The 13049-nt window shown below is 72.9% G+C and carries 12 protein-coding genes; 6 read left to right on the top strand and 6 right to left on the bottom strand.

Annotated features, from left to right (window positions below):
* Positions 1-28: 28 nt before the first annotated feature.
* The 5 genes from RHODO2019_RS05995 to RHODO2019_RS05975 form a co-directional block, all read right to left on the bottom strand.
* On the bottom strand, positions 29-1099 hold the full coding sequence (locus tag RHODO2019_RS05995) for a class I fructose-bisphosphate aldolase (RefSeq protein WP_265384087.1): 1071 nt from the start codon (positions 1097-1099) through the stop codon (positions 29-31).
* Entirely contained in the window at positions 1096-3504 is a 2409-nt protein-coding gene (locus RHODO2019_RS05990) for a phosphoketolase family protein (RefSeq protein WP_265384086.1), read from the bottom strand. Before RHODO2019_RS05990 ends, RHODO2019_RS05995 begins: the two co-directional genes overlap by 4 nt.
* A gap of 133 nt (positions 3505-3637) precedes the next feature.
* Positions 3638-4957 (bottom strand): amino acid permease, encoded by a 1320-nt coding sequence (locus RHODO2019_RS05985; RefSeq protein ID WP_265384085.1) that lies wholly within the window; start codon positions 4955-4957, stop codon positions 3638-3640.
* A gap of 753 nt (positions 4958-5710) precedes the next feature.
* Positions 5711-6475: a hypothetical protein gene (locus RHODO2019_RS05980; RefSeq protein WP_265384084.1), complete on the bottom strand. Its 765-nt coding sequence runs from the start codon at positions 6473-6475 to the stop codon at positions 5711-5713.
* Between the two features lie 316 nt (positions 6476-6791).
* Entirely contained in the window at positions 6792-7427 is a 636-nt protein-coding gene (locus RHODO2019_RS05975) for an isochorismatase family protein (RefSeq protein ID WP_265384083.1), read from the bottom strand.
* Between the two features lie 339 nt (positions 7428-7766).
* Here RHODO2019_RS05975 and RHODO2019_RS05970 point away from each other — a divergent pair, with 339 nt between their 5' ends.
* From RHODO2019_RS05970 to RHODO2019_RS19315, 3 genes are read left to right on the top strand one after another with little or no spacing between them, the layout of a single operon-like run.
* Positions 7767-8060, top strand: a complete 294-nt coding sequence (locus tag RHODO2019_RS05970; RefSeq protein WP_265384082.1) for a DUF427 domain-containing protein — start codon at positions 7767-7769, stop codon at positions 8058-8060.
* Entirely contained in the window at positions 8057-9457 is a 1401-nt protein-coding gene (locus RHODO2019_RS05965) for a radical SAM domain-containing protein (RefSeq protein WP_265384081.1), read from the top strand. The genes RHODO2019_RS05970 and RHODO2019_RS05965 overlap by 4 nt, the downstream gene beginning before the upstream one ends.
* Positions 9454-10113 carry a glutaredoxin family protein gene (locus tag RHODO2019_RS19315; protein ID WP_354005583.1) on the top strand — a complete coding sequence of 220 codons (660 nt, stop codon included), beginning with the start codon at positions 9454-9456 and terminating at the stop codon, positions 10111-10113. Before RHODO2019_RS05965 ends, RHODO2019_RS19315 begins: the two co-directional genes overlap by 4 nt.
* A 31-nt stretch (positions 10114-10144) precedes the next feature.
* Here RHODO2019_RS19315 and RHODO2019_RS05955 read toward each other — a convergent pair whose 3' ends face one another.
* On the bottom strand, positions 10145-10774 hold the full coding sequence (locus RHODO2019_RS05955; RefSeq protein WP_265384080.1) for a class I SAM-dependent methyltransferase: 630 nt from the start codon (positions 10772-10774) through the stop codon (positions 10145-10147).
* An 82-nt stretch (positions 10775-10856) separates the two neighbouring features.
* Between RHODO2019_RS05955 and RHODO2019_RS05950 the strand changes: the two genes are divergently transcribed.
* The 3 genes from RHODO2019_RS05950 (at position 10857) to RHODO2019_RS05940 (ending at position 13026) form a co-directional block, all read left to right on the top strand.
* Complete coding sequence (locus RHODO2019_RS05950; RefSeq protein ID WP_265384079.1) at positions 10857-11426, top strand: RNA polymerase sigma factor; 570 nt, start codon at positions 10857-10859, stop codon at positions 11424-11426.
* Positions 11423-11704 carry an anti-sigma factor gene (locus RHODO2019_RS05945; RefSeq protein ID WP_265384078.1) on the top strand — a complete coding sequence of 94 codons (282 nt, stop codon included), beginning with the start codon at positions 11423-11425 and terminating at the stop codon, positions 11702-11704. Before RHODO2019_RS05950 ends, RHODO2019_RS05945 begins: the two co-directional genes overlap by 4 nt.
* 92 nt (positions 11705-11796) lie before the next feature.
* Positions 11797-13026: an ABC transporter substrate-binding protein gene (locus RHODO2019_RS05940; RefSeq protein ID WP_265384077.1), complete on the top strand. Its 1230-nt coding sequence runs from the start codon at positions 11797-11799 to the stop codon at positions 13024-13026.
* The last annotated feature ends 23 nt before the right edge of the window (positions 13027-13049 follow it).

Below are 13049 nucleotides of genomic sequence, written 5' to 3'. Positions count from 1 at the left end.
GCCTCGGGTCGCTTCGCGTCGGTGGTCATCACGCTCGTCCTTCAGGTCGACGTGGATGGGCGCCCGTGCTCGTGTCCTCGCCGCGGCGGGCATCGCGGTTGGCGGTGGCCCGCCGGAGCAGGGCCTGCTGTGCCCGCTCGGTGTTCGCGTCCTGGCCGCCCCAGATCGACAGCGCAGGTTCCTGGATCGCGCGCCCGAAGGAGAACGAGACCGGCCACGGCAGCGGGGCCAGCGCGGGGCTGTTCATCGCAGCCAGGCGGGCGGCGGCGAGGTCACCGGACTGGCCGCCGGACAGGAACGCGATCCCGGCGACGGCCGCCGGTGCCGCCCGCCGCAGGCAGCGGAGCGTGGCTGCGGCCGCCGCGTCGACCGGGTCCTGGGTGGGGTTGTCCGACCCGGGCAGGACCATGCTGGGCTTGAGCAGGATCGCCTCGAGCACGACCCCCTGGGTGTCCAGCTGGGCGAACACCTCGTGCAGCACGTCCTCGGTGACCTGTTCGCAGCGGGCCAGGGTGTGCTCGCCCGCCGTCAGCACCTCCGGCTCCACGACGGGTACCAGGCCGGCCTCCTGGCACAGCGCGGCGTACCGGGCCAGCGCGTGGGCGTTGGCCGTCACGCAGGCCCGGCTCGGGGTTCCGTCCCCGATGGTGAGCACGGCCCGCCACTTCGCGAAGCGGGCGCCCATCCGGGCGTACTCGCCCAGCCGTTGCCGCAGCCCGTCCAGCCCCTCGGTCACCGTCTCCCCGGGGTGCCCGGCCAACGGTGTCGCACCGAGGTCGACCTTGATGCCTGCGGTGATCCCGGCCTGCGCCAGGACGGTCAGGAAGGCAGTGCCACCACGGGTGCGTTGCCGGATCGTCTCGTCGACGAGGATCACCCCGCTGATCGCGTCCCCGAGGCCGGGGGTGGTCAGGATCAGCTCGCGCCAAGCGCGGCGGGTGGGTTCGTCCTGGGCGATCCCGAGGCGGGCGAAGCGCCTGTTGCAGGTGGACGTGGACTCGTCGATCGCGAGCAGACCCTTGTCGCCGCCGACCAGGAGCCGGGCGGTGTCCACGAGCGAGCCCAGGCCCGCCGGTGGCGGGAGCAGGGTGGTGCTCACGCCGACGGGGTCCAGGTCCAGTCCCGGATCTCTGGGAGGTCCTGGCCGTGGGTGTTGATGTACAGGTCGTGCTCGACGAGCTTGTCGGCCATGGCCTGGCGCAGGTAGTCCCCGGTCGCACCGAGCTGGGGCAGCCGGTCGATGACGTCCTGGACGAGGTGGAAGCGGTCGAGCCGGTTCTGCACCCGCATGTCGAACGAGGTGGTGATGGTGCCCTCCTCGTTGTAGCCACGCACGTGCAGGTTGCGGTTGGTCCGCCGGTAGGTGAGGCGGTGGATCAAGGTCGGATAGCCGTGGAAGGCGAAGATGACCTGCTTGTCGGTGGTGAACAGCGCGTCGAACTCGCGGTCGGACAGCCCGTGCGGGTGCTCGCTGGCGGACTGCAGCCGCATGAGGTCCACCACGTTCACGACCCGGACCTTCAGCTCGGGCAGGTGCTCCCGCAGGATCGACACCGCCGCCAGGACCTCCAGGGTCGGGGTGTCTCCGCAGCAGCCCAGCACCACGTCCGGCTCGGCGCCGCGGTCGTTGCCGGCCCACTCCCAGATGCCGATGCCCTGGGTGCAGTGGACTTCCGCCTGCTCCATGGTCAGCCACTGCGGCATTGCGCGCTTGCCCGCGACGATCACGTTCACGTAGTGACGGCTGCGCAGGCAGTGGTCGGCGACCGAGAGCAGGGTGTTGGCGTCCGGCGGGAGGTAGACCCGGACGACGTCGGCCTTCTTGTTGACGACGTGGTCGAGGAAGCCGGGGTCCTGGTGGGTGAAGCCGTTGTGGTCCTGCTGCCAGACGTGGGAGGTGAGCAGGTAGTTCAGCGAGGAGATGTCGCGGCGCCACGGCAGCGCCCTGGTGACCTTGAGCCACTTGGCGTGCTGGTTGAACATGGAGTCCACGATGTGGACGAACGCCTCGTAGCAGTTGAACAGCCCGTGCCGACCGGTGAGCAGGTATCCCTCCAGCCACCCCTGGGACTGGTGCTCGGACAGCATCGAGTCCAGCACCCGCCCCGACGGCGCCAGCCACTCGTCACCCGCGACGGTGGCCGCGTCCCACTGCCGGTTGGTCACCTCGAAGACCGCCCCGAGCTTGTTCGAGAGCGTCTCGTCCGGGCCGAAGATCCGGAAGTTGCGCCGGGCGTCGTTGGCGACGACGACGTCGCGCAGGAACTCGCCGAGCACGCTGGTGTCCTCGGCGCTGACCGCGCCCGGGGAGGGGACGGCGACGGCGTGGGTCCGGAAGTCGGGCATGTGCAGGTCACGCAGCAGCAGCCCGCCGTTGGTGTGTGGGTTGGCCCCCATCCGCCGATCACCCTGCGGGGCGAGCGCGGCCAGCTCGGCCCGCAGCCGCCCGTTGGTGTCGAACAGCTCCTCGGGCTTGTAGCTGCGCATCCAGGCATCGAGCTGTTCGACGTGACCGGGGTGTGCCTCGTCGACGAGCACCGGCACCTGGTGGGACCGGAACGTGCCCTCGTTGGGGAGTCCGTCGACCACCTTCGGGCCCGTCCACCCCTTCGGCGAGCGGAGCACGATCATCGGCCACCGCGGACGGGTGGTGTCACCCTCGGTTCGGGCCCGGTCCTGGAACCAGCGGATCTCGGCCACGGACTCGTCGACCGCGGTCGCCATCAGCTGGTGCATGGTCTCGGGATCGTCGCCCTCCACGTAGTGCGGCGCCCAGCCGAAGCCGCGCAGCAGCGCATCGAGCTCCTCGGGCTCGATGCGCGCCAGCACGGTGGGGCTGCTGATCTTGTACCCGTTGAGGTGCAGGATCGGCAGCACCGCGCCATCGGTCGCCGGGTCGAGGAACTTGTTCGAGTGCCACGCGGTGGCCAGCGGAGCGGTCTCGGCCTCACCGTCGCCGATCACGCAGGCGACGACCAGGTCAGGGTTGTCGAACACGGCACCGAAGGCGTGGCTCAACGAGTACCCCAGCTCGCCGCCCTCGTGGATCGAGCCCGGCGTGCTCGGAGCGACGTGGCTGGAGATCCCGCCGGGGAAGGAGAACTGGGTGAACAGCTTCCGCATCCCGTCGGTGTCCTGGCTGATGTCGGGGTAGATCTCGGTGTAGCTGCCCTCCAGGTAGGTGTGGGCGACCAGGGCCGGCCCACCGTGCCCCGGCCCGGCGACGTAGAACATGTTCAGGTCGTGGGTGACGATGGCCCGGTTGAGGTGGACGTAGATGAAGTTCTGCCCCGGCGTGGTGCCCCAGTGTCCGACCACCAGCGGCTTCACGTCCGACAGTGCCAGCGGCCTGGTGAGCAACGGGTTGTCGTAGAGGTAGAGCTGGCCCACCGACAGGTAGTTCGCCGCCCGCCAGTAGGCGTTCATCCGACGCAACAGCTCGGGGCTCAGGGGAGGCGTCGGGCCGGGGCTCGGCGCGTTCACCGGGGTGATGGTGGCCGTCATGAGGTCGTTCCTCGTCTCGTCGGGGTTCGTGCGGGATCGGCGCCCGCGGCCCGGTGCGGGCCACGGAGGTCGGGGTTCGGTGGGGCGGTGACGGTGGTGCCGGCCTCACCGCGGAGGCCGGCAGCGACGTCGGTCAGCGGTAGGGAGGCACCGGCTCGGGCGGCGTCATGTGCCTGCGCTGGGCGAGGTAGACGGGCACGCCGATCAGGAGGGCGCCGCCGGTCATCAGGAAGGGGCCCCAGACGACGTACCAGCTGTTGCCGGTGTTGCGGGAGTAGTAGATGAACGCCAGGGCGAACAGCAGCGAGATCCCGCCGACGACGACGTCGCGGACGAAGTGCCGGGTGCGCAGCGAGCTGCGCCGGTCCCGCAGCCGCCACACGATCTGGGCGAGGGCGGAGAAGCCGAAGGGGACCGCTGCGGTGATCCCGGTCATCAGGACCAAGGTGGTGAACACGGTCGAGCCGCTGGTGCCGAGGTAGGAGACGATCGCCGCCACCGATGCGAGCGAGGTCGAGGAGACGATCCCGAACGCGGGTGCGCCACGGGCGTTGAGGCCGGCGAAGCGTCGGGGGAAGAGACCGTCGTTTGCCGCGGCGAGCGGCATCTGCGCGCAGATCATCGTCCACCCGTTCAGGGCGCCGAGCCCCGAGATGATCACCGCGAGCGCGATCAGGTTCCCGGCCCAGGAGCCGCCGACGACGGTGTCGGCCGCGACCGAGTAGGAGGCCTTGTTCTCGTCCAGCGCCAGTGCGCTGGCGGGAAGGATGCCGAAGACCGCGATCATCGAGAGCAGGTACACCGCGGCGCTGGCCAAGGTGCCATACACCGTGGCGCGAGGCACGTTGCGCTCCGGATCACGCACCCGCGCGGCGGCCACCGCGGCCGTCTCGACGCCGAGGTAGCTGAACAGGGCGATCGCCATCGCCCCGCCGATCGCGGACAGGCTCGATCCACCGCTGGTGTTGAACGGGGTGAAGTTGGCGCCCTTGATGTAGAACAGCCCGACGGTGGCCATGAGCAGCAGCGGGATGAACTTGAAGACGGTGGTGACGACCTGCACGCTGCCCACGTTGCGCAGCCCGGTCAGGTTCACCAGGGCCGGTATCCACAGGGCCGACAGCGCGATCAGGATGGTCCATCCCTTCGTGCCGCCCTGGTTCACGAACTTCTCGACGTAGTAGACGAAGCCCACCGCGATCGCCGCGTTGCCGGCCCAGGCCGTGATCCAGTAGGTCCAGGCGTTGCCGAAGCCGATCACGTTGCCGAAGGCGGCCCGGGCGTAGGCGTAGGGCCCGCCGTCCGCAGGCATCCGCCTGCTCAGCGCGGCGAACAGCACCGCGAACGCGAGCGCCCCCACCGTCGCCAGCGCCAGAGCGACGAGGCTTATCGGCCCGTAGGAGGCCAACGAGTACGGCAGGCTGAAGATCCCGACGCCGATGATGCTGCCCACGATGAGGGCCGTCGACTGGGTGAGCCCAAGCCCCCGGTCCCCCGGTGGTCCCCGCGTGGGCGGCGGAGGCGACCCCGGGGCGGCAGGGGGTGCGGTGTCAGCCGGAGTGTCGTGGAGGTTCGTCATCATTGTTCCCGGTGTTGTCGTGGGGTCGGGTGTCAGCAGGGCGACGTTCCGACGGGAGCGGCCGCAGCAGGGTCCGGCGATGGGTGCGCCACCGTGATCAACCGCGGTCCCCACGCTGCGCCACCTGCCGCGGACCCGGTTAGGGCCGAACGTCCCCTCGGACTCGGCCGGTGGCCCCGCAACCGGCTGGCACGGGTCCCCCTCCTGTCGGGCCCTCGGGTCGGCCACCGGCACCTGCTCGGCGGCGGGCTCGATCAGGACCGGGCGACACCCCACCGCCGGTGGTCGGAGTCGACCCCTCGGGCCGGAGCCCGCTCCCCCACCGTCCGGACCCATCGTGCAGAGGCCAGCCGGCCCGTCCGCGCGGGACCGTGGCCCCTGGCCAGAGAGTCGTGGCCACCCCGCATCAGGCTCGACAGCCCCCTCGGCCTGCAGGGGCACCGGCTCGTCCAGGACCCGAGCACCGTGCTGCAGGTACCCACCCCGGTCGCCCCGGTCGTCACCAGAACCCCTCGTGCGGCTCTGCACCCGCCGACGCCCACCCCCCGTCGACGACCGGGAGCACGCCACCCAGCGTGGGTGCCCGCGTCGACCGGCGGCCGGCTCGCGTCGTGCGCCGCGAGCCGGCTACCTGGACGCAGCCTCCGCCGCCGGGTGCGGGAGCAGGGTGATCTCCGGGAGGTCGTGCACCTGGCGGGTGGTGAGGCGCACCGCCACCCCGTCGTCCATCGAGGTCACGGAGCTGACGGGTATGGCGACCTGCTTGCGACCCCACAGGTGACCTTCCTGCAGCAGCAGGTGGCTCACCCGGTCGTCCGGTCCGAGCACGAGCCCGTGCAGGTGGCCGACGTTGCCGTCCGTCGTGCGCACGGGATCCCCGCGGTGCACCGACACCTCGCCCAGAGGCACGGTCTCCGAGGTGGTCAGCACCGGTCCGCCACCCATCCCGACCCCGAGACCGTCCCCCGTCCAGCTGCCCCCCATCCCGATCCCCCCGACGTAGCCGGTGCCGTAGTAGTAGTACGGCCAGGCCAGTGCCTGCGCGGGGCCGTACCCGCCGTAGGCCTCGTTGCCCGGGAGGAAGTGGTGCTCCTCCGCCTCGGGGAAGGTCGCGAGCTCCTCGAGCGTGCAGTCCAGCACCACCTCCTCGCCCGCCGGCCCCGTCGACACCAGGCCGACCGGGACGAGCCGGCCGAACCCGCCGCGGTGGTGGCGGGGGGTCACCACGAGGTGGGTGACCGCCCGGGTGCGCGGGTCGACGACCACACGGGTCACCGTGCCAGCCCCGCCGTCGCGGCAGCGGGCGTCCGCGCCGAGGGTGAAGGTCCGGCTGCCCGAGGGGGTCGCCACCGGGGTGGTGCTCGGCACGGCGGTCGGTTCGGTCGCGGTCACGGTGATCTCCTCGTCCGGGTGCCCCGGACGGGCCCGGGGCACCCGGTCAGCGTGGTCTCGAACCACCTCCCCGGGGTAGAGCACAACGTCCCCGGCCCGGCCCGGCCCCGGCCCACGACCTCGGTCACCCCGAGCGACCTCAGCCACCACCCCGTGGCCGCGCGGAGCGCGCCCGGGGGCCTCCTTCGCCGGGTAGCCCGGCGACGTCTCCGGGTCGACACCCGATCCACCTCGACTCGAGCCAGAAGCGTGACAACGGTTGAGCTGTGTCCGTCGAGCAACGACAACACCGTCGCGCGCGTCCGCCTGGGGGTGGTCAGCCGGCGGCGCGGGCAGCGCCCTGCACGGCCGAGACCACCAGGTTGGAGCCGGACAGCGCGGTCCCGGCACCGACCGCCTGCACCCACCGGTCGGTGTCGACGACGGCGGCCCAGTTGGAGCTCAGCAGGGCGAGCAGCGTGGTGTGCACGGTCCGGGCGTCGACGGAACCGGCCTCGTTGGTGATGTTGATGGCGCCGGTGGCGTCGGAGAGGACCTCTACCGACAACCCGTGGGTCTCGGCCTCCGCAGCCGAGGCGAGCACGCAGTTGTTCGTCATGTAGCCGACGAGGGTGAGGGTGTCGACGTCCTGGGCGCGCAGCCAGTCCAGCAGGCTGGTGCCGGCGAACACGGTGCCGAACTGCTTCTCGGAGCGGAACGACCCGGGCTGCAGGCGGTGCTCGACCTCGGGGTGCAGCTGCCACTGCGGGGTCGTCGGGTCGAAGACCGGTGCCCCCTCGCCGGCCGTGTGCTGGAACACGGCCACCGGGACACCAGCCTCGTTGGCGGCGTCCAGCGCCGCGGTGATCCGGGGCAGGGACTCCGCGTGCGGCGGGTGCCGGACCTCCAGGGGACCGGCGAAGTACTGCTGCTGCACGTCGATGATGATCAGGGCACGGCGGGGCGCGGTCATGGTGTCTCCAGAGCTGGGACGGCGGGGTCGAGCCCCACTCTCGGCCCCGGGCAACGGAACCACCACTGGCACGGAGGTGGTGCTGCGGTGGATCCGCGCCAACCAGGGGTCAGGAGAGAGCGCGGCCGAAGCAGCCGCGGCACCGCAGCCACCGGGCCAGAACCACCCCTGACCACAGCTGGCGCGCACGGGGGTGGGTCGAGAAGGTCGAGCCGGCTCTCGGACCGGCGGGGAAGACATGCGACCGGTCAGCGGGTTTCCTTGGTGAGGTCGCCCGGGGGCGATGACGCACTGGCCCCGCGAGGGTGTGCACGCCGAGACAGGTCGAGGAGGAGTGGCGTGGTGGTGGAAGCGCTCATGGCGGGCCGGGTGCTGGCCCGCAGCGAGGACACCGTGGTGGTGGAGGGCAACCACTACTTCCCGGTCGAGTCGGTGACCGAGGGGGTGTTGCGGCGGAGCCGGATGAAGTCCCTGTGCCCGTGGAAGGGCGTGGCCAGCTACTACTCCGTGCACGCCGGTGAGGTCGTGGTGGACAACGGGGCCTGGACCTACCGGCACCCGTCACCGCTCGCCCGCCGGATCAAGAACCGGGTCGCCTTCCACTCGTCGGTCGACGTCCGCGAGGTCCGGTGAGCCTCCTCTCGCGGGCCCGGTCGTGGGTGGAGCGGACCCGCCCGGTGCACCCGCTGACCAGGGCTGCGCTGCAGCGGCGCTGGGCCGAGCTGCCCCCGCACGTGCGGACCCCGTCGCAGGTGCTGGGCCGTCACGCCGTGGGCTGCGAGGGCACCCATGGAGTGTTCCCGCGGTGCAACCTCGCGTGCACCCCCTGCTACCACTCCCGGGACGCGAACCGGGTGGCCACCAACGGGGGCCACACCGTGCGCGAGGTGCGGGCGCAGATGGAGCTGCTCGTCGCGCGGCGCGGACCGCACGCCCACGCCCAGCTGATCGGCGGAGAGGTCACCCTGCTGGAGCCCGACGACCACGCCGCCACGCTGGCGGTGATGCGCGAGCACGGGCGCGAGCCGATGAGCATGACCCACGGTGACGTCGACGCCGACTACCTGCGACGGCTCGTCACCGGCCCGGACGGCCGCCGACGGCTGGACCGGGTGTCCTTCGCCGGGCACTTCGACATGCTGATGTTCGGGCGCCGGGGCATGGAGCGCCCGCCGGACGAGGCGTCCCTGCACCCCTTCCGCCGGCGCTTCGCCGAGGACGTGCGCGCACTCAAGGCCTCCCACGGGGTGCGCAGCTTCCTCGCCCACAACATGACCGTCACCCCGCGCAACGTCGACCAGGTGGCCGACGTCATCCGCACCGCCCGCAGCTTCGGGTACCGGCTGTTCTCGTTCCAGCCGGCCGCCTTCGTGGGCGACGACCGCCGCTGGCACGACGACTACGGCGCCACCACCGGCGACGCGGTGTGGGCCCAGATCGAGGCCGGCGCAGGCACCCGGCTGCCGTTCCGGGTCTTCCAGCACGGCGACGAGCGCTGCAACCGCACCACCTACGGCTTCTACGTCGGGCCGGACTACCACCCGATCCTCGGCGACCGCGACCCCCGCGACATGGCCGTGCGCGACGCGTTCCTCGACCGACTCGGGGGGGTCCGGTTCACGGGCACTCCCCCGGCCCGGCTGGCCGCGACCCTGCTCCGTGTGGTCGTGCGGCATCCGTCCCTGGTGGGGCACTTCGGCCGGTGGCTGGTCCGGCGGCTGGTGCGGATCGGGCCGCTGCGGCTGGTGCGCGGCGGGATCCACCCGGTGACGTTCGTGATGCACTCCTTCATGGACGCCGCCGACGTCGGCCCGGCGTGGGCGGCGACGCAGCGCGGTGAGACCTGCACCGAGCCGAGGCTGCGCGAGACGCAGGAACGGCTGGCGGCCTGCTCCTACGCCATGGCGCACCCCGACACCGGTGAGCTCGTCCCGGCGTGCGTCCAGCACTCCGTGCTGGACCCCGTGGAGAACGTCGCGCTGCGAACCCTGCTGCCCCTGACCCCGGTTAGCCGGGCGAGCGCCGCATGAGCACCCCGGCGATCGAGGTGCTGTGGCGACCGGGCTGCCCGTACTGCTCCCGGCTGCGCCGGGACCTCGCGAGGGCCGGCGTGGTCACCGTCGAGCACGACATCTGGGCCGACCCGGCGGCCGCAGCACGGGTGCGGGCGGCCACCGGGGGCGACGAGACGGTCCCCACCGTCGTCATCGGGAAGCGGGCGCTGGTCAACCCGGACCTGCGCCAGGTCGTGGCGGCCGTGCGGGAGCAGCTCCCCGACCACGCGGACGACCTCCTGGGGCACGCCGAGCTGGAGGCCCAGACCCCGGTGTGGCGCGAGGGGGCCCTCGCGGGGGCGGTGGTCGCGCTGCTCTGGGTGGTGCTCGCCGCCTGGCGACCGGACACCCAGTGGCACCTGGCCCCGTTCCTCGCCGCCGCGGCCCCACCCTGGTTGCTGACCCGGCGCGGCGAGCCCGACCGGGACTCCCTGCCCCTGCTGCGCCGGGTCTCGCTGACCAGCAGCGTCGTCGTGATCACCCTGACCGGGGTGCTCTGGACCCTCGGCCTGCTGCACGGTCCGGTGATCACCGGTCCCGGGCCCGCGGTGGTGGAGTCGATGGTCCTGGCCGTGCTCGGACCCGCGGTGGTGCTCGCCCTGGCGACCCGGCGGGCGCACCGGAGCGGCTGAGCCACCGCCGGGCTGCCGGGCTACCGGGCCGTCAGGCCGGCCGGGTACCCACCCGCACCTGCACGTGCCCACCCCACCAGCTGCTCGCGGTGACGTCGGTGCAGTCGCGCTCCACCGCCGTCCACGGGTGGGCCTGCGGGTCCGAGCCGCCGAGGGCGCAGGCCGCGCGGGCCAACGACGTCAGCAGACGGCCGCGGCCGGTGGGCAGGGCGAGGTCCACCACCGCGATCCGCCCCCCGGGGCGCACCGCCTGCAGCGCGTTCGCCCAGGCCCGCTCCCACTCGGGCACCAGCGACAGCGCGTAGGTCGCGACCACCGCGTCGAACCCGGTGGACCCGTCCGCGGTGGGGACGGGTCCGTCGGCCATGTCGGCCTGCACCGTGCGGACCTGCGACCAGCCCTCGCGGCTCGCGCGGCGGCGGGCCTGCGCCAGCATCGCGGGGCTGCGGTCGAGGCCCACGACGCTGCCCGAGGGACCGACGGCGCGGACGAGCAGCGGGTGGTTCAGCCCCGTCCCGCAGCCGAGGTCCAGCACCGAGCACCCAGGGGTGAGACCGAGCCCGGCGATGCCGGCGACCCGGCCCCGACGGTAGACCGGGCGCTCCCCGGAGATGAGGTCGTAGGCACGGGCCGAGACGGTGTAGCGCTCGGGACGGGTCACGAGCACCTCCTTGCTGGTGTCGGAGCACGGGGACGGGTGGTGTCCAGGGAACACGGCGGGCACCCCGAAGGGTTCCCCGGACGTGGACATCGCACCCGAGGTCGACGACAGCGCGCGCCGTCTCGCCTTCGGAACCCACGTGGAGCCCGAGGTGGAGGTGCTGCTGCGGGTGGCGCTGTCCCTGACAGGACACCGGGCCGATGCGGAGGACCTCGTGCAGGACACCGTGATCCGGGCGTGGCGAGCGATGGATGGTTTCGACGGTCGGCACCCGCGGGCCTGGTTGCTCACCATCCTGCGCAACACCCACCGCAACACGCACCGGCGGCAGCGTCCCGACACCGCGGCCGAGCCGGCCGACGCGGTGGGGGCGCGCCCCGCCTTCGGCGCTCGGGAGCACCCCGACCCCCAGCAGGTCCACGCGGACGCGCAGCTCAGCGACCGCCTCGAGCGTGCCGTGCTGGCCCTGCCCGAGACGTTCCGCACCGTGCTGCTGCTGGTGGACGTCGACCAGCTGACCTACGCCGAGGCCGCCGCCACCCTGGGCGTGCCGATCGGCACGGTGATGTCCCGGCTGAGCCGAGCCCGGCACCGGGTGCGCAAGCACCTCGGCCCCCACCCCGACCCGTCGAGCTCCGGAGGTAGCCCGTGATCACGTGGATGCAGTCGATGGTGCAGTGCCGGCGGTCCGCCGCGCGGCTGGAGCAGTACCTGGACGCGGATCCCTCCGCACCGCTGCCCGCCGACGAGCGGCAGCGCCTGGCCGCCCACCTCGCCGTGTGCGACCGGTGCACCCGCGCAGCGGCCCGTCACCGGCTCCTGCGCGCCTCCCTGCACCGCCTCGGCGACCACCACCGCCCCGACGCCGCGTCGCTCGCCCGCCTGCAGCACCTGGTCCACACCATCGCCGCCGACGACGAGCGGAGCTGACGTCCCGGCGCGCCGCACCGGAGCGCAGCGGGAAGGGTGGGGCCCACGCGGCGGGTTCCCGGCCGACGACCGCTGCGCCGTGAGGAGACCTCGTGACCCTGCACCGCCGTGCCTTCCTGGGCGTGACCCTCGCTGCGGTGCTCGCCGCGGGGTGCGCCGCCCCCGCCCCCACCCCGGAGACGGTGGGGGCGCAGGACTTCTCGAGCGTCCTCGCCCAGGCCCAGGGGCAGACGGTGTCGCTGTGGATGTACAGCGGTGACACCCAGGGCAACGCCTACGTCGACGACGTCCTCACCCCGGCCGTGGCCGCGCAGGGGGTGACCCTGCGCCGTGTACCGGTGGCTGACACCGCCGACGCGCTCGCCCGTGTCCTCTCCGAGCGGCAGGCCGGGGTCACCGACGGCAGCGTGGACCTGGTGTGGGTCAACGGCGCGAACTTCTCCACCGGGCGGCAGGCCGGCGCCTGGTTGTGCGGCTGGGCGGGCGGGCTGCCGAACGTCGCGCTCACCGACCCCGACGACCCCCTGCTGGCCAGCGACTTCGGGGTCCCGGTCGACGGCTGCGAGGCGCCCTGGCACAAGGCGCAGTTCAGCCTCGTCTACGACGCCGCGAAGGTCCCCGACCCGCCGACGACCCTGGCCGGGGTGCTGGACTGGGCGCGGGCGCACCCGGGCCGCTTCACCTACCCCGCACCGCCGGACTTCACCGGCTCGGTCTTCGTCCGCCAGGTCCTCACCAGCGTCACCGGGGGCGGCGACGCGGTGCCCCGCACCTTCGACCAGGCCGCTTACGACCAGGACGCCCCCGCCCTGCTCAGCACCCTGCGCGACCTGGCGCCCAGCCTGTGGCGCGGGGGCACGACCTACCCGCGGACCGGCGAGGAGCTCAACCAGCTCTACGCCGACGGCCAGGTGGACATGACCATGACCTACGGACCGGCCACCCTCACCGACCTGGTCGCCAAGGGCACCTATCCCGCCACCACGACGGTCCTGCCGCTCGAGGAGGGCACCTTCGGCAACGCCAGCTTCCTCGCCCTGCCCGCCAGCTCCGGCGCCCGCGCGGGAGCCATGGTCGTCGCGAACACCGCGCTGTCTCCCGAGCAGCAGGCCGCCAAGGCCGATCCGACGACGTGGGGCCAGTTCCCGGTGCTCGACCAGGCACGGCTGACCCCCGCCCAACGGGCACCGTTCGAGGCCCTGCCCTCCTCGCCGGTCGTCCCGACCTACGCCGAGCTCTCCCGCAACGCCCAGGCCGAGCTCGCTCCCGCCTGGGTGACCGCGCTGGACGCGGGATGGCGGTCGCAGGTCCTCGGCGGGTGACCCCGCCGGGGAATGCGAGCCGC

The organism is Rhodococcus antarcticus, assembly GCF_026153295.1.
Classification (GTDB): domain Bacteria; phylum Actinomycetota; class Actinomycetes; order Mycobacteriales; family Mycobacteriaceae; genus Rhodococcus_D; species Rhodococcus_D antarcticus.
This window is presented reverse-complemented; position numbering and strand designations above follow the sequence as displayed.